9 protein-coding genes are annotated in these 23,324 nt (G+C 67.7%); 2 read left to right on the top strand and 7 right to left on the bottom strand.

Features of this window, described 5'->3' with window-relative positions:
* Positions 1-104: 104 nt before the first annotated feature.
* Together rarD and PF66_RS07845 are read right to left on the bottom strand one after the other, a co-directional pair.
* A complete protein-coding gene (gene rarD, locus PF66_RS07850; RefSeq protein ID WP_054062432.1) occupies positions 105-989 on the bottom strand; it encodes an EamA family transporter RarD in 885 nt (294 codons plus the stop codon).
* A 181-nt stretch (positions 990-1,170) separates the two neighbouring features.
* Positions 1,171-2,121 (bottom strand): class I SAM-dependent methyltransferase, encoded by a 951-nt coding sequence (locus PF66_RS07845; protein WP_054062346.1) that lies wholly within the window; start codon positions 2,119-2,121, stop codon positions 1,171-1,173.
* Between the two features lie 232 nt (positions 2,122-2,353).
* Between PF66_RS07845 and PF66_RS07840 the strand changes: the two genes are divergently transcribed.
* Positions 2,354-3,229: a DNA/RNA non-specific endonuclease gene (locus PF66_RS07840; RefSeq protein WP_054058291.1), complete on the top strand. Its 876-nt coding sequence runs from the start codon at positions 2,354-2,356 to the stop codon at positions 3,227-3,229.
* Positions 3,230-3,556: 327 nt separating this feature from the next.
* A complete protein-coding gene (locus PF66_RS07835) occupies positions 3,557-3,898 on the top strand; it encodes a hypothetical protein (RefSeq protein ID WP_054058292.1) in 342 nt (113 codons plus the stop codon).
* A 52-nt stretch (positions 3,899-3,950) separates the two neighbouring features.
* Here the strand turns inward: PF66_RS07835 and PF66_RS07830 are convergent, their stop codons facing one another.
* The 5 genes from PF66_RS07830 to PF66_RS07810 form a co-directional block, all read right to left on the bottom strand.
* On the bottom strand, positions 3,951-9,035 hold the full coding sequence (locus PF66_RS07830) for a dermonecrotic toxin domain-containing protein (protein WP_054062345.1): 5,085 nt from the start codon (positions 9,033-9,035) through the stop codon (positions 3,951-3,953).
* A gap of 96 nt (positions 9,036-9,131) precedes the next feature.
* On the bottom strand, positions 9,132-12,749 hold the full coding sequence (locus PF66_RS07825) for a hypothetical protein (RefSeq protein WP_054062344.1): 3,618 nt from the start codon (positions 12,747-12,749) through the stop codon (positions 9,132-9,134).
* 17 nt (positions 12,750-12,766) lie between these two features.
* Positions 12,767-13,702, bottom strand: a complete 936-nt coding sequence (locus PF66_RS07820; protein WP_054062343.1) for a hypothetical protein — start codon at positions 13,700-13,702, stop codon at positions 12,767-12,769.
* On the bottom strand, positions 13,689-17,945 hold the full coding sequence (locus PF66_RS07815; protein ID WP_054062342.1) for a dermonecrotic toxin domain-containing protein: 4,257 nt from the start codon (positions 17,943-17,945) through the stop codon (positions 13,689-13,691). Before PF66_RS07815 ends, PF66_RS07820 begins: the two co-directional genes overlap by 14 nt.
* 119 nt (positions 17,946-18,064) lie before the next feature.
* Positions 18,065-23,281: a dermonecrotic toxin domain-containing protein gene (locus PF66_RS07810; RefSeq protein ID WP_054062341.1), complete on the bottom strand. Its 5,217-nt coding sequence runs from the start codon at positions 23,279-23,281 to the stop codon at positions 18,065-18,067.
* Positions 23,282-23,324 lie beyond the last annotated feature (43 nt).

Below are 23,324 nucleotides of genomic sequence, written 5' to 3'. Positions count from 1 at the left end.
TCCAGGCGAAGGCGGCGGGTATCAATCCGCCGCCTCTCGGACCGAATGGCAACAGCCCGTGCCGCAAGACCCTGCGCTTTCCCACCGGTGGACACGATCAGGGGCTACTGGGCCCGGCGCTGCCTCAGCAGGCGCTTGACCCCTTCGAGCACCAGCACCGCCACCGCCAGCCAGATCGGGATGTAGGTCAGCCATTCGCCCGGGGCGATGCTTTCGCCCAGCAGCAGGGCGACGAACACCAGCAGCACCGGTTCGACATAACCGAGCAGGCCGAACAGGCCGAACGGCAGCTTGCGGCTGGCCAGCAGGTAGCAGATCAGCGCCGCGGTGCTGATCAGCCCCAGCCCGGGGATCAGCGCATACAGCGCCGGGCGCTGGTCGACCACGGCGAAGCCCTGCTCCCCGCTGTGCACGAACCACCAGGACACCGGCAGCAGCAGCGCCATGTCGAACCACAGGCCACCGAGGTTGTCGGTGCCGATGCGCCGGCGCAGCACGAAGTACACCGGATAGCCGCCAGCGACCACCAGGGTGGTCCAGGATACCCGGCCCACCTGGTACAGCTCGTTGAGCACGCCGCCAAGGGCGAGCAGGGCGGCGAGCAGTTGCAGCCGCGACAGCCGTTCGCCGTAGACGATGCGCCCGGTCAGCACCATGGTCAGCGGCAGCAGGAAGTAGCCCAGGGACACGTTCAGGCTGTGGCCGTTGAGCGGCGCCCAGAGGAAGATCCACAACTGCACGCCGAGCAGCGCCGAGGAGGCCATCAGCGTGAGCAGCAGCGCCGGCTGCCGGGCGATGCGTGCAAAGAGGGTCGGCACCAGTTTCCAGTCGCCGGAAATCAGCATGAACACGGTCATGCAGGGCACGGTCAGCAGCATGCGCCAACCGAAGATGTCCTCGCCGTTGAGCGGCGACAGCAGGGACGTGTAGAAATACATGACGGCGAACAGGCAGGACGCCGATACCGATAAAACGATGCCTCTGGACACAACAGCCTCGCGGTTGGGCAGATAGATTAATGAGCGTTCCCACGCGGAGCGTGGGAACGATCGGTCAGTCAGGTAGTTGAATATAGGTTTCTTGTTGGTCGACAGCTTGCCGATTCGCGACATGTGACGCAAACCGCCTGGGCGTATCGGGCGAACGGGCCAGCCGGCTCGCCCCGGATGTTCAGGCCTGGCCGGGATGTAGCCGGAACACCAGGGCCTTCAGGCCACAATCGGCATCGCTGTCGGGAAACTCCGGCGGATTCTCCAGCCGTTGTTCGAAGCGCAGGCCCGGTGCCTCGCGGGTCACGCCCTCGATGAGGAAGTCCGGACCCAGCGACGGGTCGTTCATGCAGGCCAGCACCATGCCGCCTTCGGCCAGCAGTTCCGGCAGGCGGCGCAGTACCCGCTGGTAGTCCTTGGTCAGCAGGAAGCTGCCTTTCTGGAACGACGGCGGGTCGATGATCACCAGGTCGTAGGGGCCGCCATTGATCACCTTGCCCCAGGACTTGAACAGGTCATGGCCGAGAAACGCCACCTTGCCCAGGTCGTGGCCGTTCAGGCGATGGTTGTCGCGACCGCGGCTCAGCGCCGCGCGGGACATGTCCAGGTTGACCACGCGCTCGGCGCCACCCTCGATGGCCGCCACCGAGAAACCGCAGGTGTAGGCGAACAGGTTGAGCACCCGCTTGCCACCGGCCTGGGCGCGGACCCAGTCGCGGCCGTAGCGCATGTCGAGGAACAGGCCGTTGTTCTGCTTCTTGCCGAGGTCGACCCGGTACTTGAGGCCGCCTTCGGTCAGGGTCCACTCGTCGATGGGCTCGCCCAGCAGCCATTCGGCCGGGCTCAGCGGCAGGTAGCGGTGCTGCAGCAACAGGGTATGGGCGCCACTGGCCTGCCAGACCGGCGAGCGGACCAGTTCGCCGAGCATGGTTTTGAGCGCGTCCAGTTGTGCGGCCTCCGGCTCGCGGAACAGCGAGACCATCAGCACGCCCTGCAGCCAGTCCACGGTCAGTTGCTCCAGCCCCGGCCAGCAACGGCCACGGCCATGGAACAGCCTGCGGGTCTCCGTGGGCGGGTTCGCCAGGGCGTCGAGCAGGTGGGCATGGAGGGTGGACAGGGCTTGCGGATTCATCGGGCTAACGTCGGCAGTCGGAAAGGGCCGGGCAGTTTAACGCCATGGCGGCGGAAAATCGTCGGGTTTTCCGGGTTAAGTACTGTCAGTCTGCCAGCTTTTCGCCGATTCCTACGCTCGTTGCAGGATTTTCTTGTCCTTTGCCGGCAGTGGATGGTAGAAGCCTCGCCGAGCCCCGACCTAGAGGGCTTTGCAGGATTTTTTTCGACCCTCCCGAGTAAAGAAGCGACGCATGAAACCAGGCAAGTTAGCAGTCGGTTTGTCAGCCCTTTTGTTGTTTACCAGCGGCGCGGTGCAGGCGCGCAGTGTGCTGGATTTTCTCGACACGCCCGCGGCACACGAAAAGTCGGGGCACCGCGCAGGCTCCATCAGCCAGAGCGCGGCCCTCGACCTGTATTCCAGCCAGGAGCGCCAGGCCTCGTTCGACGGTTGCGCGCAACTGTTCCCGAACGCGCGGCCGATCAACCTCGGCAGCGTACCGGCGAGCATGAAACCGATGGCGCTCTGCTCCGACACCTTCGCGGTGCTGTACTCGCAGACCAGCAAGACCCCGCTGGTCGTCGTTGAGCGCCTGAACGCCGCGCAGCTCAAGGACGCCAAGGGCGAGGAACGCACCAACCAGTTCTACCCCGACCCGCGCATTCCCAAGGGCGGCCGCGCCGAGCTGAGCGACTACCGCGCCCAGCAGCCGGCGGTGGACCGCGGGCACCAGGCGCCGGCGGCCGATGCGCCGACGCCGAATGCCATGGCCCAGTCCTTCGCCCTGTCGAACATGGTGCCGCAGGACCCGACCAACAACCGCAAGATCTGGAGCAAGGTCGAGGCCGACGTGCGCAAGTTCGCCCAGCGTGCGGGCGGCAACGTCTATGTGTTCACCGGCCCGCTGTTCGACGAAGGCCATGGCACGGTCGGCGACAACAATGTCTGGGTGCCGACGCGCCTGTTCAAGCTGGTCTATGACAGCGCTTCGGGCCGCGCCTGGGCCTACGTGCTGCCGAACGCCGAAACCCGCATCGAGCGGCCGATGGACTACGCGACCTTCGTGAAAACCACTGGCTTGCGGCTGCTGGACAGCCTGCCGGTGTCGGGGTCGCTGGCCAAGGGCTGATCGCTGTAAGAAACAACCTTCAACACAATCCAATATGTCCCACGACAATCAGGCGTGGGACACTATGGTGTGCGCCAAGGTGCTGGGAATACAGTCCGCAGGTCGCTGCAAATTCAGCGACGCGGGTTTTGCAGCCCGGATGCTTGAGGCGCACAGCGCCGCGAAAGCGGCATTTTTACGCTCGTGTCATGGCGAGCTGTGCGCAGGAGGCTTCGGCCTACCGGGAGGGTTCCTCAAGCACCGGTCTGCAAACCTGCGCATGGCTTGCCACCTTCCGTGTTGCAGCGTGGGTGACAAGCTCCTTTATTGCTTGAGGAGCTTTACGCAATGACCAAGAAACTCACCCCCGATCCCCCGTCAGAACACGACGCCGACGACTCACTCGACCCCCTCACCGTCACCCGCGCCAAACCCGTCACCGCCGAATCCCCCGGCAAACCTTCGCTGTTCGCCATCCAGCCGGGCGTCAATGCCTATGACGCGCTGACCCACGTCTCGCGCCTGCTCGAATCGGCGCAGCTCAATGGCGACGAACTCAGCCTGCACACCGACCCCTTCGAACGCTCGCTGTTCTGGAGCCTGCTGCACTCGGTGGAAATGGCACGGGCGGTGGTGGATTCGCTGCTCGAAGGCGACCGGGCGTCCGGCCAGCGCTTGCCGGCCGGCTGATTTGCGGCGCCTGGGCTTCTGGCCATGATCGGCCAGAAGCCACCGTTCAGCTTCAGGCCGACGGCTGCGGATGCGGCCACACCACGTCATCGGAGAAGATCGAGCTGTTGGGCGGTGCCGTCACCACCTGCCCGCCGGACACCGCGACCTGGTCGATCAGGTCGTCGTACACGGCTTGGTTCTCGACGCCGTCCCAGGTGTCGTGCTCGATGCCGGCGGCCTGTTCGCCCGCCGCCTCGTTGATCGCGTGCACGTTGGCGGCGCGGGTCTGGCTGGAGTTGACCAGCCAGACCCGGTCGGCACTCAGCCCCAGCGCCGGCACGGAGATTTCGCCTTCGATGTCGTCGTTGGGAAACAGCCCCTGGGGACCGGCGCTGTTGAAGAACTCGTTCTCCTGGCCGGGGACCACCTCGATGCCCCGGGTGTCGATCATGTACAGGAACGCCACGCTCTGGCGCAGCCGGCGCGGGCTGTAGCCGCGCTCGCGGTTCCACTCGTCCGGGCTGCCGGTATCCGAGCCGCCTTCCATGTCGCTGTCGGCGTCTACCTCGGTGTCCATCTCGGTATCGGAGTCCCCTCTGCCCGGGTAACGGTCGAACTGGCTGTTGTAGCGCAATTGCCCTTCACCCGGGCCGCCCCCCAGGCCATAACTTTTGGCATCGTCGAGGCTGAAACTGGCGCTCAGGGCCTCCTCGGTGGTCGCGCGTTCCTCGCCGGGTGCCTCGCGGGCCAGCAGGGTGTTGTCGCGGGCCAGTTCGAACGGGGTACGGTCGTCGCTGCGGAACATCGCCGGGATGTCCGTGCGGTACAGGCAATTGCGGATATTGCGCTGGTAGCCGATCTTGAGCAGGAAGGCGTCGAGAAAGTCCTGGGTGTAGTAGTCGGGGAAATCCCGGTCGAGTTCGAGCTTGGCGAGCTCGAAGTTGCGCAGATGGCGGATCTGCGGGACCACCTCGGCCTGCAACAGGTCGAAGCGTTGCAGGTTGCCGGCGTCCTGCATCTGCATCTTGTGCCTTTCGGCCCAGTCGGGGATCCGGCCGGTGTCCTGCAGGGCCTTTTTCAGCAGCGGCCACTGGCTGGGCAGCAGGTTGTAGCCCTTGAGCAGCTCGGCACGCTCCGGGGTGGTCTTTTCCGGGAACGCCCACTTGAGGTCGCGCAGCAGCCGGGTCCGGGCGCGCTCGTGCGAACCCGGATACTCCCAGGCGGGGCTCTTGCCGGTGAGGGCGGCCTGGTTGCGGAACGCGTCGGCGGCCGTGCCCTGCAGCCGGTAGTGCTGCCAGATTTCGCCGTCGGTCCAGGACGGCAGCTGCCTGGGGGAAACCAACTGGCCAGTGGCATCGAAGCGGCCCGGCGGTGGGGTGACCGGAGCCCAACTGCCGTCCTCGTGCTTGAAGGCATACAGCGTGTCGCTGCCAGCCTTGAAGCGGTAGTAACCCTGGCTGTCGGGGCCGAGCGCGGTCGCGTAGTTGTCCAGCAGCCGCAGGTAGCGGATGCCCGGCAACTGCCGAAACGCCGGGGCCAGGTGCGGCAGCAGGTGGCTGGAGGCGTCGATGCGTTCCAGCTTGGCGAAGTGGCCGAGAAAATCCGTCAGCGTCGACCAGTCCTCCAGCTCCAGGTGTTCCAGGTGCACCGCAGTGACCTGGTCGAAACTGGCCGGGAGCACCGGCAGGCGGCCCAGGTTGCCCTTGAGCTTGAGCAGGCCGATGGCGCCGGGCTCCATTTCATGGCGCCAGCAGCGGAGGATCCCGGCCATGGCCCGGCCTCTGTTGAAGGCCTGGATATAGCTCTGCGGTTCGCGTTGCCAGGCTTGCAGGGTGGTTTCCAGGGCGCGGTATTCGGCTTGCAGGGCCTCCAGCCGGGCCAGGGCTTCGGCCGGGCGCAGGGTGCCCAGATCGTGCAGGGCCTCCACCTGCTCGACGGACAGGTTCGGGTACAGCTGGCGCGCCAGGCCGTCGCGTCGGCTCAGGCCTTCGCCGCGCCCGCTGAGGGCGTAGCCGACCCGGCCGTCGGCCAGGCGCATCGGCGGGCGAAAGCCCGGCTTCAGCGACGCCAGGGCCAGCAGGCGGGCCAGGTCCTCGCGCGGCAGCGGCGGCAGGGCGCGCAGGGCCTGTTTCAGTTGGGCGCCCTGGCCGACATGGGCAAAGCCCAGCGCGGCGCGTTCGGTATCGGGCAGGGCGTGCAGCACACTGGCATAGAGGTCGTCCGGGCCGTGCAGTTCCTCGCCGTCGGCGTCATGGGCCAGGTATTGCTCGCCGTCCCTGACCAGCACCTTGCGGATCGGCGCCGTGTCCGGGCCGAGGCTGTCGAGCAGCGGGCCGCCAAAGAAGCGGTCGCGGATTTCCAGGCGCACCTGGCTCGACCAGCCCGGCAGCTTGCGCAGCATGCTCAGGACGATACGGTAGGCCTCGGCCTGGCTGGCCGAGTCGAGGTACAGCAACTCGTACTGACGCGCCAGGCGCACGTTGCGCAGGTAGTGGCGGGCTTCCCGGCCCAGGCGCGCCGGCAGGCGCCCGCTGATCAGTCGTTGGCGTTCCAGGGCATCGGCGCCACGGGCCAGCTCCGCGGCGATCGGGTCCGGCAGGCCGGGGAAGTGCTGCTTGAGCACCCCGGTGCCCGGTTCGCCACGGCTGCCGGCGGTGCGGTAGCGGTAGTGCGACTCGAACAGGTCGGCGCGCCGCTTCACCGCATCTCCGGCCAGGCGCCGGCGCAGGGACGCGACCCGGGCCGGGAGGCTGGTGGTGGCCTGGCCGAATTCCTCGCGCAGCAGGCTGCGGATCTCGCCCTCGTCGAGCTTGCCCAGCACCTGCTGGAGCAGGCCGTCGGCGTCCAGGTCCGGCCAGCGCACGTCGATCCGCGGGACCTGGGCGTCGACGCTCGCCGGGTACTCCTGAATCGTCCGTCCCGCGGCGTTGAACAGCCTGAGCACCTTGGTACGCGGCCAGACCGGGTCGGTGGTCAGCAGTTGCAGTTCCATGTGCAGTTCATCGAGGCTGCCACTGGATGCACCGCCGTTCTGCAGGCGTTGCACCAGGCGGCCGAGGTCGCGGTCGAGGGCGAAGCGGGTCACGCTGTCGCTGAGCAGGGCCGGTGGCCGCTCGACGTTCTGGTGGGTGGCGCGCAGCACATCGCTGTCGACGCCGCTGATGTGCTGGAGGCGGCGGGCGGTCGCGGCGTCGAGGCTGGCGGCCTCGGCGCCCAGCCGCTGGAACAGGCGCTCGTCGCTCCAGCCCAGGGGCTGCTCGAGTTCGTGTTGCCAGGCGCCGGCGCCGTTGCTGCGAAATTCGGGGGCATAGGGGTTGAGCAGTTCGGCGGCCTGGCTGTGGCGGGCGCGATAATAGCCCGGTCCGATGGCGTCCAGGCGGTGGTAGTGGCCCTCCAACTGCAGGTAGGCCCCGTCCGCCGCCTCGTGCAGGCCCAGTTCATTGGCTTGGCTGCGGGCTGGCAGGTTCGGTTGGTGCCGGTAGGGTGCGAGGTCGGGCTTCCACAGCCGCGAGACGCCTTCACGGACACTCACCGGGATCAGTCCGTCGACGAAGGCCGAGGTGTCGACATGGGGCAGCACCACGCCGGCGGTGCCGATCAGGGCCAGGTTCACCGCCACGCCGAGCAGGTGGGCCCAGGCCTGGCGGGTGTCGCCGGCTTCCCAGGCCTCGATGCCCGAGTACACCTCGTGGAGCAGGCGGGTGCCCATGGCCAGCAGCATCACCTGGCCGAGGCCGGGGACGAACACCAGCAGGTTGAGCAGGTCCATGGCCGCATCGACGAAGCCCAGGAAGCGGGCGATGCGCGCCTCGCGATCCTCGTCGTCGGTGGGCACGGCCAGGGCGCGGGCGTCGCCGAGCAGGCGGCCGATCTTCAGTTCGCACTGGTCCTTGAGCGCCGTCTGCAGGGACGGGCGGGTACCGACCCGCAGCGACTGCTCGACCAGGTCCAGCCCGACGTGCCGTGCGGGGTCGACGGTGTAGTCGTCCCACAGCGCGTGGCGGTCGGCGGGGTCCAGGCGCTTTTTCAGGGCAATGAAGAATGCCGCCTGTTCACGCACTGGCACGAACTGGGCGAAGAAGCGCCGGTAGCGGGCCTGGTGCAGGCGCGTGCGCAAGGCGACCATGAAGTCGGCGCTGGAGTCGTAGTGGCGCACGGGATGCTGGTCGTCGCCGGGGATGTAGACCACGCAGCGCCGCGGTGACGGGCCGGACTCGGGGCGCAGGAAGAGGATGTCGCTCAGGTCGACACCGAGCATGCGCAGGCAGCCGGGGTTCACGGCCTGATCGCCCAGGCGGATATCGGTGCGGCCGGCCAGCCACTGCCGGAGCATCTGGTAGGCGTCGTCCGGGATGTGCGCCTGCATCCGCGCCAGGTGGACAGCCTCGGCCAGCTGGTTGTGCAGGTGCGTGGTCCAGGTCTGGCGCACCAGGGCCTTTTGCGCGGTATCTTCGGGGTTGAGCACCGCGGTGAGATGCGTCTGGTAGCGTTGGCCCAGGTCGAGGGTGCGGCACAGCGTGGCGAAGCGCTCCGGCGCCAGGGGCAGGGTACGGTCCTTGTCGTAGGCGCCGATCCGCACGTCGGCGGTGCTGTGGTCGTGGGTGATGAACTCGTCGCCCTCGTTGGGCGGCTGGGCCGCTTCGCCGGCGGTGAAGTTGTGCAGGGCGGCCTCCAGCAGCGAGACATCCCAGTACCAGGTGCGCAGCTTGGGGTCGCCGGCGGAAAAGTCGAACAGCCCGCCCAGGCTGGACGGGCGCCGTACGTGCAGGCGGCGCACGAAATAGGTGTTGCGCACGTCCAGGTCCAGGCCGGTCTCCTGTTGGATCGCCGTTTTCAGCAGGGGGGCGGCGAAGGTCTCCAGGGGCGTGATGCGGCCGAGCAGGCTTTCGAGTTGATGCTGGCTGGTGCAGCGCGCCAGTTGGCTGTTTTCCAGGGCGCTGCGCAGGCTGGCGTCGGCCCGGCTGTACCAGGCCGGGGTGGTGGGGGTGATGTCGAGCAGCGGCTTGAGGCAGGCCGAGCCGGGTTGCGTCAGCGGCGCCGGCAGGCGGCTGGCGATAAAGGCCTGGTGGCGGTTGAGAGCCGGGGCAGGGGAGCCGGCAGCGTGGTCGCTGCCGGTTGTTGCGGTCGTTGCGGTCGTTGCGGTCGTTGCGGTCATGGGAGCGGGCCCGATGGTTGATTCGAAGGGGCAGGGTAGGTGCCCTGCCGCCAGGGCCTGCGGTAACTGTGCATGGCGCCGTCCGGGGGCCGTGCCTCAGATTTCCAGCGGCTCGGTCAAGGCCCCCCGGATGGCCCGCTCCAGGTCGCCGAGGGTGGAAAAGGCCCTGTCGCTCACCGCCGACCAATTGGGGTCGCTGTTGACCACGAACAGCTTGCCGGCTTCGCTGACGATAGGGACCCTTTTCGTTTGTGCCTCGTGCAAGGCCCGGTAGAAAACCGCGATCGGTGCGCCTTGCGGGGAGCGTTCGACCTCGTAGCTGGCGGCGGCCAGGGCGGGGGTGGAGACCAGGGTGATATTTTCCGTCGCCAGCGTCTGCCGGAACCCGCCGAACCGCCGTTGCAGGTCCTGCTCGAGCTCATCGAAGCTGGCATAGCGCTTGTCCAGCATATCCGGCCACCATTGCTCCTTGACGTACCACTGGCCCGCGTCCCTGAAGACGGGGGTTCTCTTGAGCTTGAAGAACGACCAGTTGAGGATCGCAACCGGGTCTCCGGTCGCGGAGGTTTCGACCACGTAGTTGCGATGCCGCAGGCGTCTCCAGAAACTGGAAGTCCTTTCGACCAGGGTCGAGGCATTTTGCAGTCGTTGCCGCAGTTGTGGCTCGTCCAGGGCCTTGAGGATGTTGATCTTGCGGCTGTTGCTGAACAGGTAGATGGCCGAGCTGGGGAGCGGGAGGGTATCGGTATCGATGCACTGGACGATGAGGCGGAATTTCTCCACGGTAATGCTCTGGTCCTCCAGGCACTCAAGGAAGGTGTCCAGCTTCCTCTGGCTCAAGGGCAGGTGCTGCAGGTCGAATTCGTGGGAGTTGAAGAGAATCTCCGCACGCTCGCGGAGGTCGGGATAACGTTCGTCGATCACCGTCCGCACGGTGTCGCGCACCGTGGCCCGCTCGGAAAGGAGCAGGCGCAGCTGCCGGGCGGTCAAGCCGTATTTGAACAGGATGCGCCGGGTGTAGCTGGCCAGCCTGAGGCTCTGCCGGTGGCCGAGGAGGAAGGTGAGGTCATCGGCACTGCTGGGCGGCACCAGGATCTTGTCGAACAGCGCCCGGGTGCTGGCCTCCTCATCCAGGTGCAGCGTCGGGTGTGGTGGGCGGGTGAACTGCTGTCTGATTTCATCGAGCATTTCATTCGGCAGCGGGTGGTCGATGTCCTGCAGGGGGAGCCGGGAGGCGTCGTCGCGGACCATGCGGCGGATGGCCTGCCAGTCGGTGTAGCTCTGGGCCGGGCCCCAGAAACCATGGGGGTTCGCTCGTTCCCGGGTGTAGATGGCCTTGAATTCGGCCAGTGATTGCTCATGGCTCAGCCAGGTTTCCAGGTTGACCACCTCAGCGGCGAAGGCTTGTTGGCGCTGAGTCTTGGAAAGCGCGAACAGCACCGTGTCACTGGCCGCAGACTCGTCCGCGGGGGCGGCGGGGTGCATCTCGATGCCCACCTCGGTTTCGCTGACCGAGGCGTAGCACAGTTTTCCAAGGCAATGCCCGCCCCCCTGGAGCCCGCGCAGCCTTTGCCACCTGCCACTGCCATTATGCACCTGGAACAGCGGGCTTTCGCTGTGCGGGTCGATGACCGTGCGCTGTTCCGGGCCGAGCAGGCTGCTTCGGCTTTGAAAGACCTGCTCCTTCACCCGGATATACGACTTGCCCGCCAGTTCGAGCACCGAGCCGTCATCCTTGACCTGCGCCACCACCGTCGTTTCGGTGACGACCACGGACGGGAGGGCGGGTGGCGGTTGCCGCGTGTCGGGCTCGACGCCGGTTTCCCGGTCCTCGACCGCGGATTCGACCCCGACGACGTCGAGGGTTTCGGCCTCCAGGCTGAAACGCCACTCGCTGCCCTGTGGATTCACCTTCCAGCCGAACCCGGGGCTGCCGGTGTCTTCCAGGGGGGTGGTGCCGGCGACGATCGCCGGCACCTCATGGGCCAACTGCAGGGTCGAGATCAGGATGGCGACACTGCCGCCCAGGCGTTCCTGGGCACTCATGCCGGCATTGAGCTCATGGACGCCGAACACCAGGTTGCCGATGTTGCCGACCACGGGAATGTAGCCGAAGGTGCTGGCCCAGATCTTTTGCGCCGTGCGCCAGTGGCGCTGGGTACTGCTGAACAGCTGGGTCTGGCTGCGGGCCTGGGCGTTCCTGGCGTTGAGCTGGGTATACAGGCTGGCGATGGTGTCGAAGGGCGCATACTTCAAGCGGTATCCGGCGGTCGCCGACCCCGTGTAGTTGAAGGCCTGCCGCACCGGGAAACTGCCCTGGAACACTGGGCGCTCCAGTTGCGCGGAAGGGTTGTCGATCAGCGTGTCGAGCAGGTTAGGCGCGCTGGGCCAGTGCGCATCCCGGCCGCCCTGGGCGTCGCAGCTGTTGAAGCGTTGCAGCAGCGTGCCCTTGTGGTTTCGGGCCCAGTGCGCGAACGCCGGGTCGCCGTTGATGGCGCTGATGGTGACGTTGCGCAGGTCGAGCATCAGCCCGCGATTGGGGCGGTGGACCTGGTCATACGGCTGGTAGGGAATGAAGGCATAGCCTTCCAGCGGATAACCATAGAGATTGGGAATGATCACCTGCCCGTTGTAGTCCAGTGTGCGGATCACGGCTTTCTGCGTGGCGGTGGAGGTTTTCCCGAACAGGACGAGGTCCCGGCGCAGGCTCGCCAGCATGGCCTTGACCTGATACGCATCGGCCTCCCCGGAACGCCGGGCCTGGGCGTCCGTCACGTCGTCGAGGGCGGCCAGCACGTCCTCCTGCCAGTGGTCCCTCAGGCCCTGGCCGAGCGATTCCAGGTCCCTGACCCGCTGCCGGTCCTGTTCCGACCTGAACTGCTCGTATTGGAAGTTCAGCACGCTGCCGCTGTTGTCCGGGGCGTCGTGCTGGTGCAGGCCGGCGGCGATCTCCCAGGCGGCGTAGGTGCGCTCGTAGCGGCTGGAGGTGCGTTCCTCGTTGGCGAGGGTGCGGGTGGCGCTGGTGTAGATGATGGGAATCCTTTCCTGGGGATCGAGGCTGGCGGCGAGCAGCCCGGCGCTGATATAGCCCTCGGGCCGGGTGAAGGGCTGGTGGGTCATGAAGTGGCTGTTTCTCTGCGCTTCACTGCCTCTTTCCGTGTTGGCCAGGCTGGTACGCACGCGGGTGGCGTAGGCGTCGAGGCGCCGTTCGCGTTCGGCCAGGGTCAGGCCCGGGGTGGGCGGTTGCGCGGTGAGGCTGCCGTGGATGATGTCGGCCTGGACTTGTCGGATATCCGGCGTGAGCCCGATGGGCGTCGACGGGTGCTCCGAGGCGAAGTGCCGCGACAGCAGGGTGACGAAGGCCTGGACCCTGGGGTTGTTCTCGACCCCGGGACTGTCGTCGAGTGCCGAGTGGACAATGCTCTGCACCAGCGCCGCAGCCTTCTGGCTGTTCACCTCGCCAGGGCTCAGCCAGGACCACAACAACTGCGAAGGGCTCAGGTTGGCGAGGCTGTCCTGCGAGAACGTCCGATGGGGCAGCGCCGATTGCAGGAACTTCAGCGTCAGTTCGGCGATGCTGGTGCCATCGGCCTTGAAGGCCGGGCTGGGGAGAAGGTTGTCGCCCGGCGGGAGCTCGATGACGTGGCTCTCAAAGGCCGAGCTGACAGCGGACAGCTCCGCTGCCAGGGTAGTGCTGCGGTTCTCGTGGTTCATGTGGGCGGCTTCGTGGCTCAGGTTGACGGGGTGGAGCGGGGCTCTTCCAGGGGTTGAAACTCCACCGGCCGGCCCAGGTGGGTGATCAGCAGGGCCAGGGAGTCGGCGTTGTTGAGAATCACATCGGTGCGCTTGCCCGCGTCGGAGTAAAAGACCCGCCGGGCGCTGTCCAGGTCGCGGGTGCCGGTGAGGCTCAATGCCCGCTGCCTGAGGTCGCCTTCCACATCGTTCCAGCGCAGCTCGTAATCATCGAGGGTCTTGAACAGCTCGTTGCCCGGTGTGGTGGCGGACAAGGCATTCTGTTGCAGTTCTTCGAGCACCAGGTGGCGAAGCCGTCCATCGGGTGTGCTGGTATCGATCAGGTCGACGAACGGACGGCTGGGGTCCAGGTAGGCGAAGTCCAGGGTTTGGAGGGTCATGTGGCTGATTTCGTGCAACAGCACCGTGGCCATGTGGTGCCCATAGGCGTCGAAGGTGCGCGGGCGTATGGGCAGGTACACCTCCAGGCCTGGCTCGAAGAAACGTTCGGTCAGGTAGATGTTCCCACCCCTTTCCCGCCTCACGGTAAAGGCCTGGTTGCCGTGATCCGGCTGCCGTCCCGAGCCGACGATGTAGCGGGACGAGTGCTGCGGGTTGAGCGAGGGCTTGAGCAATTCGTCGAGCATGACGCCCATGCGGATCTTGAGTTTGCGGATGATGTCGTTGTCGACCTGGGCAACGCCGAGGCATTTTTCGATGAAGCGACGACGCTTGGTGTCCAGCCGCTGGCCGTTGAACAGCCGGTCCACGTTGTACAGGGCGTTGTTGAGGTATGCCACGGCTTGGCGATGGGCATGGGCGAGCATGCGGGCGCGGTTGGGATAGAGTTGCCGGATGTCGTGGATGCCGACGGCCTCCACCCGCAGTTCTTCGCGGATCGCCCATTGGCCGATGCAATGATCAAGCATTTTCATGGTGAGCCTCCTTGAGGCAGCGGTCGGCCAGGTCGAATGACCACTGTCCCCGGGAATCCTGGCGCAGCCAGGGGCCCTGGCCGCTGTCGGTGACGATGCGCCAGCGCTGTTGCTCCTGGCGTACCCGGAATACCCGACCGCCGATCGCCACGAAGGTCTGCTGGCTGGCCGGGTCGGTGTAGAGGTCGCCGGCGCTGTTCGGGGCCATGTGCTGCAGGGCGACGCGCTGGGCCTGCAGGCCCAGGAGCATGGCCTTCTGCCCGGGTGTCAGGCGCTGGTCGCCCCAGGCCTGGCTGGGGAAGGGCGATTCGGCGGGGGCGCTGGCGGGGGGCTGCGCGGCACCGCCGAGGTCGGACTGGACCCAGCCGCGGCGCGCCATCGCCAGCTTGGCCAGGGTCATGGCGAACGTCTCGATGGCCTCGCTCCAGCGACCTTGCCAGGCTTTCTGCCCGGCGTCCCTGAGTTGCGAGAGCGACTGCCAGACCAGCCACGGCAGGCGCAGCCGGCCCAGCAGGTGGGTCGCACCCTGTTGCAGTTCACCCTTGAGCCAGGACAGCGCCTTGTTCCAGAGCGAGCCCCGGCCTGCCAGGTACTGGCAACCGAGCAGGTGCTTGAACAGGCCGGTCATGTCCTGGTACAGCCGATGGAACAGATTGCCGCGCTCGGGGTGGTCGCCGAGCTTCAGGGCGCCCTTGAACGCCTGCTGCGCGTAGTGCGCGTAGCGTGCCAGGGGCAGCCGTTCCAGGACCTGCTGCTGCAGGCTGGTGGAGCGCCCGAGGTCGCCGAGCAGCGCCGCTTCGCTGGGGTACTCCTGGAACACCGGTCGATCGCCCTGGGGGCAGAACAGGACACGCGGGCCCGGCTGGCTGGCGTGCGGACCGATCAGGTAGAACCCGGCCACCGGGTCGGCCGGCGTCTGCGCGCCACTTTGCAGTTGCAGTGGCTTGAGTTCGATGTGCTGCCCATCGAGCGGCAGGCGCGCGACACCGTCCGGCATGGCCAGCAGGTGCTTGATGTAGGCGTGGGCCTTTTCCGAGAGGGTGTTGCGCAGCCGTTGCACGAAGGCGTGCAGCAGGCCCTGCCAGAAGCTGTGCCGGCTGAACGCCGGACGGCGATGGGCATTGTGCAGCACGTCGGGCGACAGATGCGATTCGAGCAGTGCGGCGTAGTGCTGGCCGATGTCCGCCTCCTGCACCAGGGCCTTGATCCGCTCGTCGGTCAACGTGCCGGGCAGGCTGCCTGCGTCGCTGCTGAGGCTGATCGCGCGCGGCCTGATGTCGTCGACATGGCGCAGGGCGAATTCGCTCAACGGTTCGCTGAGCGGCAGCGCCGCCTCGCGCGGAGTCAGCCAGACGGTGATCCGCTGCGGGTCCAGGCCGGCCTGGGGAAAGTCCCGCGCCAGCAGGCTCTTGAGCTTGGTGCGGGCGGTCTCGCGGATATCGGGAATGCCCTGGTGGTAATCATCGGTGGTCGCGGCGTCCTGGCGATAGCGGTCGAGCAGGGCGGCCAGGGCGAACTGCTGGCTGTTGCCGGCGCTCCTGAGCCAGGGCGGCAGCGCCAGGTGGGTGGCGCTGTTCTGCGCCGCTTGCAGCGCCCGTTCGAGCATGGGCACGGTGGCGTGGCTGTCCAGGCAGCTTTGCAGGTGCTGGTGCAGGTTGTCACCCTTGTAATCCGAGGTGACGGCATGGTTCAAGTCGGCCAGCGCCTTGTCGATCAGTGAGTTGTAGCGATTGTTCTGCAGGCCGTTGTGGATCAGCTCGAAGCCCAGGCTCGGGTAGGTCCGGCGGTTGCCGCGCTGCGGCGTGACGATGGGCAAATGCGGGGGCCTTTGCTCTTGCGTGGTGTTTTCCAGCAGGGACAGGCGCTCCACCGGGTCATGCAGGCGCCGCTGCAACTCGTTGTCGGCGCTGTGCAGCGAGTCGAAGGCTTCGGCGCCCTGGGCCGGAGTCCAGAGCAGGGTTCTGCCGGAGTGCTCCTGGTCCAGGCCGCCGTGGGCGGTGAGCAGGAAGCAGTTGTGCAGCCTGATCGGCGCGGCTGCGGTGTCGGGTCTGTAGGTGAGGGCGAAGGCGTCCGGGATGAACCCGTGCAGGCCCGGGCGCTCGTCGCGGCGATGGCTGTCGAGCAGGTTGTCGAGCAGGTCCAGGTCGCCGGCGTTGAGGGCGCCGCGCATTTCCTTGAGTTGCACTTCCTGGCGCAAGCCACTGCGGATCGCCTCGTGCAGGGTGCCGGACAGCTCGCCATAGAGCGAGCGTTGCCGGCGCAGGTACTGGCCGAGCAGGTCCGGCAGCAGGGCGGCGACGATCCGGTTGAACGGTTCGATCTCCAGGTTGGCCACCCGTGACCAGCCGCCGTCGGCGGTTTTGCTGAACAGGCCGCTGGTGGTCTGGTCGGGTTCGCCGCTGCCGTCGGTCAGGCGTTCGAGCACATGGTCCACCACGCTCCGCGACGTCAGCGGGGGCAGGCTGGGGTCGCCGACCTCGGGCAGTGCCGAGGCGTAGTGGTTGAGGTAGAGGTTGTCGGGCGAGAGATTGTGCAGTTTCGCCTGCTTCAGCGCGCTGGACAGCTCGCCGCGGATGAAGTCCTTGAGTGACGGACGTTTTTGCAGGCCCTCGCTGAGCCGGGCCTTGAGCTGTTCCAGGGTCGCCAGTTGGTGCCGGGCGGTCTCCAGGGTTGGCCGCAGGGTTTTGATCAGCGGCTGTGACGCCGGTTTTTCGCTGGGTGACAGATCCAGCCGATGGCTCCAGCGCGGGCCCGTGGCCAGGGCCGGCAGCCGGGGGGAGATCAGGCCGCGGATATCCAGTGCGCTGTCGAAGGCCGCCGGCAGCACCAGGGCGCCGTCGCTGTCGCGATAGCGCTTGAGCACGTAGCTGACATTGTCCAGCAGCTTGCTGATGACGCGGCTGAACAGCGTATCGAAAATCGACAGGGAACTGGCGATCAGCGCGACGCCGGTGAGGGACGCGCTCTGGAGTTCGGCGCGTTCGCGCAGCGACAGGCCCAGGTGCCAGTCTGGGTCTTGCCCGGGCTGCTGTAGTTGCGTCCTCACCGATTCCAGCAGCGCCGCCTGGCTGTCGAAGGCCTGCAGCCGATCGGCTCCATACAGCAGGTATTCGGCGGAGCGGCGGCCCAGGTTGTGGACCACGAAGGCGTTGGCCAGCGGGTACGAGCCGGCGCTGGACTGGACCATCAGGGTGTACAGCGCCACGGCGCCGAGCCGGGAGCGGTCCAGCGGATAGAGGGCGCTCAGCACCGGGTAGTCGTCGGCGGCGATTTCATTCAGGTCCTGTTCCCGGTGCAGCAGCTCGGCACGAAAACGGCTGCCCAGGGCGTCGACGAACAAGTGCCGGCGCGGCTGGCCGATAGCCAGCGGAGCGTCCCAGAAGGCGTTGAGCCGGTTTTGCAGATGGCCTGGCAACTGGCTGGCGAGGGTGAGCAGGGTGTTTTCCCAGACCGCGGTGTCCGCTGCCTGCGCGGTGTAGCCGGGGGCGAGGAACTCGTGGACCTGGTCGCCGGGCCACGGGCCGTGGTTGTAGCGCTCCAGCAGGGTCTCGGTCAGGGAGTGGGTCGAGAGGGCGCGCAGCGGCAGCCCGCTGGTCGATTCCGCCGTGCTGGGGGCCTGGTGGCTGATCACCCGCAGGGCCTTCAGGTTGGCCTGGGGAAAGCGCTTGCCCAGGGTGCTGTCGAACAACTGATTGAGCAGGGACTTGAGGCTGGGCAGTTCCAGCAGTTCGTCCTGCAGGTCTTTGAGGGTGATGTCGAGGTAGGTGTTGATGGCCTGGCGCCGGTCATCCAGGACGATGCCATGGATCGGGCGGGTGATCAGCGCCGGCAGTGGCTCCAGGCCGATGGCGTTGCGGATGTGCAGCGGGACGAAGCGCAGCAGTTCATCGCGCTGGGCCGGGACGGCCAGGCGTTCGCGTACTTTGGCCAGGGCCAGGTCGCGGGAGCCGAAGCGTTCCAGGCCGAATGCCGGGGTGCAGAGGAACACCGCGTGGCCGGCGGCGCCGCTGGCCAGGAAGCTGCCGGCCAGGTCCGCCGTGGTCGCGCCTTGGGCGACGATGAGCAGCTTGTCGACGTACATCGGCTCATCGAGCGCCTCGCGGGCGTCCTGGTTCGCCAGGTACAGGTTGCTCAGCCAATTGCGCTCGGCGCTGCCGATGGACAGCGCCTGTTCTTCGGCGCTGAGGGTGCTGCGCAACTCCGCGGCCTGGGACAGCAGGTAAAAGGGAGGTTGATCGGGCATGTAGGGTACCTTGATGGGGGGAGCGGCCCCGCCGCGCGGAGGCGGGGCGGGGCCGCTGGAGTGCCGGCCACGCTACCGCGACCGGCGCGGGCGGGGCGGTAGATAGTGCTGGCGCTGGCTCACAGCCCGTGCTGTTGGCGCAGTTGCTCGGTCAACTGCGCCAATGCCCGCTGGTAGGTCCTGGCGATACGTTCGGCGTGGCTTTTGTAGGCACTGTCGCTCATGGCCCGGAGGAACGCTTCGGTCTGGGTCAGGCCCAGGGTCCGCGCCGACTGGCTGATGGTCTGTTGCAGTGCGTTCTTGCGTGCCAGGTCCAGGGCATCGCCGGTGAACCATTCGCGTTGGGCGTCCAGCAGGTCATCGAGCGCGCCGATCATGTCGTCGCGTTGCTCCCTGGGTTCCTTGAGCCGGGTCTGGCCGTAGCGCTCCAGCAGGTATTCTTCCCAGAACGGCTGCTCCAGCAGGCGCCTGGCCGCTTCGCCGGGCAGGCGCTCTTCGGCCAGGATGGCCCGACTGGCCTGTTCCAGTGTCGCCCGGTCGACGTTCGCCTCCTGGCTGTAGAGCATGCTCCCGGCCTGCCAGGGCAGGTCCAGCCGGTCGGCCAGGCCGATGCGGAAGGCCAGGTGGATTTCCGCTTCATGCACGGCTTCCTGGCTGTTGCGGCGCGCCTCGATCACCTGGCGGGCCCGCTGCTTGACCTGGGCCAGGCGGGCCTTGCCGCGCGCCAGCCGCAACAACGGCTCTTCGCGCTGTTCGAGGGGCAGGGCCCGGGCCTCGTGCAGCAGCACTTCCAGGCCCATGTCGTCGAAGGTCACGGTCATGCCGTCTTCACAGGTATCGGCCTCGATCATGCTGCCGCTGGTGTCGACCGCGCGGTTGGCCATGAGGTACAGCCGGTGGCGCAGGCTGCTGTCCTGCTCGGCGGCCTTGACCATGCGCCAGACCCGATCGAGCAGTTGCGGGCGGTGGGCGCCGTGGCCCTGGAGGTAGTCGGCGGAGTTTCGCAGGTCGGCCAGCACCTTGAAGAAGGCTTCGGAGGCCTCGATATCGTCGCTGGCCAGGCGCAGCCAGGTGTCGCGCCGCAGTTCGTGCTCGGCGGTGTCCGGGCCCGGCAGCCAGGGCGCGCTGTCACGTGGCACCGGCGAGGCGCTGCCCCAGCGGTTGTGGTGCTGGCTGGCCTGGGAGTGCGGGCGCGAGTTGTTGCTCGACTCGGAAAGGTCGTCACTCTCGGGCAGCACTTCCAGACCCAGGTCGATGCCGGTCTGCTGGCGGTAGCGGGCGATACGTCGATGCAGGTCGGCGGGGATCAGGTTGGCGTCGAGGTTGATCGACAGGTTGAGTTGCTGGCGGGCGGCGCTCAGGCCGAAGACTTCGTCGGGGACCTGGCTGATGCGGTTGTCCCGCAGGTCGAGGCGGCGCAGATCGGGCAAGCGGTCATAGCCCTGTGGGATCTCGCGCAGGCCGGTATTGCGCAGGTTCACGAAGCGCAGGGCGGCCAGCGGGCGCAGATCGGGCAGGCTGCCCAGGTCCGGGTTGTTTTCCAGGTTGAGGGTTTGCAGGTGGCGCAACGGGCTCAGGGGGCTCGTGCCGGCGGCGGGGATGACCAGTTGGTTGTTTCTCAGCTCCAGGTGCGTCAGCCGGCTCATGTGCGCCAGGGCCGCCGGCAGGCGCGTGAGCAGGTTGCCCGAGAGGTTCAGCCGCAGCAGGTTGGGGAACGCCTCCAGAAACCGCTCCAGCGACGGCGAGTTCTGCAGCGTGATCGAGCGCAGGTGCAATTCGGCGACATGCACGAAGCGCCCGGACAGCAGCGGCAGGCTGTCCAGCGGGTAGCCGGTGAGGGTGAGTTCATGGCCGGGCACGCGCGTGCCCTGGTGGTCGAGGACGATCGGGTCGCCTTCGTGGTCGATGGCGCGATCGGTCTCGTGGCGCCAGCAGCGCTTGAGCTGGACGGCGAAACGCAGTTTGCCGTTGCCCTCGGTGCCCTGGGGCTCGCCGACCCAGGCCTCCAGCTCGTTTTCCAGGGTGCGGTATTCGCCTTGCAGGGCCCGCAGCCGGCCGATCGCCGCGCCCTGGCCGAGGTCGCGCAGGCCGTGCAGGGTTTCCACCTGCGCCAGCGACAGGTTCGGGTACAGCTCGCGGGCCAGCCGGCTGACGAGGGATGTGCCCGGACCGTTGCCCGCGCCGCGGCCGCTCAGCACGTAGCCGACCCGGCCATCGGCCAGGCGCAGTGGCGAACGCCAGCGTGGCCTGATGGGCGGCAGCGACAGGTGCCGCGCCAGTTCCGCGCGGGGCAGCGGCGGCAGGGCGCGCAGTGCCTGTTTCAGTTGCGCGCCCTGGCCGACATGGGGAAAACCCAGTGCCTGGCGCTGGGTATCGGGCAGGGCGTGCAGCACACTGGCGTACAGGTCGTCGGCACCGTGCAGTTCCTGGCCCTGATCGTCATGGGCCTCGTAGCGTTCGCCGTTTCTCACCAGTACCTTGCGGATCGGCGCCGTCTCGGGGCCGAGGCTGTCGAGCAGGGGGCCGGCGAAGAAGCGGTCCCGTACCTCCAGGCGGACCTGGCTGGACCAGCCCGGCAACTTGCCGAGCATCTGCAGCACCAGGCGATGCCCCTCGGCCTGGCTCACCGAATCGAGATACAGCGGCTCGTACAGGCGCGCCAGGCGCACGTTGCGCAACAGGTAGCGGGCCTCCTCGGCCAGGCGCAGCGGTACCCGGCCGGCGGCCAGGCGTTTGCTTTCGTTGCCGTCGGCGGCGCGGGCCAGCTCCTCGGCCAGGCGGTCCGGCAGGCCGGGGAAATCGCGCTGCAACAGGGCGGCCCCCGGTTCGCCACGGCTGGCGGCCGTGCGGTGGCGGTAGTGGGATTCGAACAGGTCCTGGCGGCGCTTGAGCGCAGCCCCGGCCAGGCGTCGGCGCAGGGCCGCGACCCTGGCCGCCAGGCTGGTGCTGCCCTGGCCGAACTCCTCGCGCAGCAACAGGCGGATTTCGCTGTCGTCGAGCGGGTCCAGCACCTGGCGGAGCAGGTCATCGGCCTCCAGCTGCGGCCAGCTCACCTCGATCCGCGGTACCTGGGCGTCGATGCCCGCCGGGTATTCCTGAAGCGTGCGCCCGGCATCGTCGAGCAGCCGCAGGACCCGGGTGGCCGGCCAGACCGGGTCGCTGGTCAGCAGTTGCAGCTCCATGTGCAGTTCGTCGAGGGTACCGCCCGAATTGCCGCCGTTCTCCAGGCGTTGCAGCAGGTGCGCCAGCTCGCGGTCGAGGGCGAAGCGGGTCACGCTGTCGCTGAGCAGCGCGGGGGTTCGCCCGTGGTTGTGATGCAGGGCGCGCAGCACGTCGTTGTCGACGCCGCTGATGTGCAGGACACGCTGCGCGGCGCTGGCGTCGAGGCGCGCGGCCTCGGGGCCGAGGCGCTGGAACAGGCGGGCGTCGGACCAGCCCAGGGGGCGTTCGAAAGCGTGGCGCCAGGCGCCGGCGCCATTGCTGTGGAATTCGGGGGCGTAGGGGTGCAGCAGTTCCTCGGCGCGGCCATGGCGGGCACGATAGCGTCCGGCCCTGCGCGGGTCGGCGTGCAACTGGTAGTAGCCGTCGTCCAGCGGCAGATACTGATGGTCCAGGTACTCGTGCAACCCCAGCCGATCCGGCTGGGAGCGGGCCGGCAGTTGCAGCGGGTGCCGATAGGGGCCGAGGTCGGGTTTCCACAGCCGGGTGATGCCCTGGCGCAGGCTGACCGGGATCAGCCCGTCGACGAAGGCCGAGCTGTCCAGATGCGGCAGTACCACGCCGGCGCTGCCGATGAAGGCCAGGTTCATCGCCACGCCGAGCAGTTGGGCCCAGGCCTGGCGGGTTTCCCCGGCCTCCCAGGCCTCGATGCCGGCGTAGACCTCATGCAGCAGGCGGGTGCCCATGGCCAGCAGCATCACCTGGCCGACGCCGGGGATGAACACCAGCAGGTTGAGCAGGTCCATGGCCGCGTCGGCGAAGCCGAGGAAACGCGCGATACGTGCCTGGCGATCCTCGTCGTCGGTGGGCACCGCCAGGGCCCGGGCGTCGCCGAGCAGGCGCTCGATCCTGGATTCGCACTGCTCCCGGAGCAGGGTCGGCAGCGAGTGTCGGCTGTCCGTCGGCAGGTACAGTTCGATCAGGTCCAGCCCCACGCGCCGTTCGGGATCGACGGTGTAGTCGTCCCACAGCTCATGGCGATCGCCGGGGTCCAGGCGTTTTTTCAGCGCGCTGAAGAACGCCGGTTGTTCACGCAACGCAATGAACCGGGCGAAGAAACGCCGGAACCGGGCGCTGTGCAGGCGCGTGCGCAGGTCGATCATGAAGTCCGTGCTGGAATCGTAGTGGCGCAGCGGATGCAGGTCGTCGTTGGGCAGATAGACCAGGCAGCGCCGCGGTGACGGGCCGGCGTCGGGGCGCAGGAACAGGACTTCGTCGAGGTCGACGCCGAGCATCCGCAGGCGCGCGGGCTGCACCGGGTGGCCGCCCAGGCGCAGGTCCGTGCCGTCGGCCAGCCAGTGCGTGAGCATCTGGTAGGCATCGTCCGGGATGTGCGCCTGCATTCGCGCCAGGTGCACCGCCTCGGCCAGTTGGTTGTGCAGGTGAGTGGTCCAGGTCTGGCGGACCTGGGCCTTTTGCGTGGCATCGGCCGGGTTGAGTACCGCGTGCAGGTGTTCCTGGTAGCGTTGCCCCAGGTCGAGCTGGCGGCACAGCGTGGCGAACTGCTCGGGGCGCAGGGACAGTGCGCGCTCCCGGTCGTAGGCGGCGATCCGCACCTGCTCGGTGCTGTGGTCGCGGGTGATGAACTCGTCGCCTTCGGTGGGCGGCTTGGCCGCTTCGTCGGCGGTGAAGTTATGCAGCGCCGCCTCCAGCAGCGTGACATCCCAGTACCAGCCACTGACCTTGGGGTCGCCGGCGGAGAAGTCGAGCAGCCCGCCCAGCCTGGCCGGACGCGGCGTTTGCAGGCGGCGCACGAAATAGGTGTCGCGCACATCCAGTTCCAGTCCGAAGGTCTGCCGGATCGCCAGTTGCAGCAGCGGCGCGGCGAAGGCTGCCAGCGGGGTGATCTGGCCGAGCAGGCTTTCGAACGGGTGCTGGCTGGCGCAGCGCGCCAGTTGGCTGGCCTCGAAGGCGCCACGCAGGCTGGCGTCGGCCTGGCTGTACCAGGCCGGGGTGGTGGGGGGGATGTCGAGCAGCGGCTTGAGGCAGGCCGAATGCCGTTGCTTGAGCGGCGCCGGCAGGCGGCTGGCGATGAACGCCTGGTGGCGGCTCAACTGGGTGGCAGGGGAGGCGGCACCAGGGGTGGCGCCGCTCGTAAGGCTTGCAGTGGTGGTCATTTGGGGTGGCCCCGATTGGTGGTTCGAAGGGGCAGGGTAGGCG

Origin of the sequence: Pseudomonas asplenii (genome assembly GCF_001293465.1) — a bacterium.
GTDB classification, from domain to species: Bacteria; Pseudomonadota; Gammaproteobacteria; order Pseudomonadales; family Pseudomonadaceae; genus Aquipseudomonas; species Aquipseudomonas fuscovaginae_B.
Note: the sequence above shows the minus strand (reverse complement) of the source record. Positions and strands in the feature narration are given on the sequence as shown.

What these genes read in the sequence shown, in the direction of transcription:
- PF66_RS07845 (WP_054062346.1), bottom strand. Translation starts at nt 2,121, where the DNA reads ATGAATCCGCAAGCCCTGTCCACCCTCCATGCCCACCTGCTCGACGCC.
- PF66_RS07840 (WP_054058291.1), top strand. Translation starts at nt 2,354, where the DNA reads ATGAAACCAGGCAAGTTAGCAGTCGGTTTGTCAGCCCTTTTGTTGTTT.
- PF66_RS07835 (WP_054058292.1), top strand. Translation starts at nt 3,557, where the DNA reads ATGACCAAGAAACTCACCCCCGATCCCCCGTCAGAACACGACGCCGAC.
- PF66_RS07830 (WP_054062345.1), bottom strand. Translation starts at nt 9,035, where the DNA reads ATGACCGCAACGACCGCAACGACCGCAACGACCGCAACAACCGGCAGC.
- PF66_RS07825 (WP_054062344.1), bottom strand. Translation starts at nt 12,749, where the DNA reads ATGAACCACGAGAACCGCAGCACTACCCTGGCAGCGGAGCTGTCCGCT.
- PF66_RS07820 (WP_054062343.1), bottom strand. Translation starts at nt 13,702, where the DNA reads ATGAAAATGCTTGATCATTGCATCGGCCAATGGGCGATCCGCGAAGAA.
- PF66_RS07815 (WP_054062342.1), bottom strand. Translation starts at nt 17,945, where the DNA reads ATGCCCGATCAACCTCCCTTTTACCTGCTGTCCCAGGCCGCGGAGTTG.
- PF66_RS07810 (WP_054062341.1), bottom strand. Translation starts at nt 23,281, where the DNA reads ATGACCACCACTGCAAGCCTTACGAGCGGCGCCACCCCTGGTGCCGCC.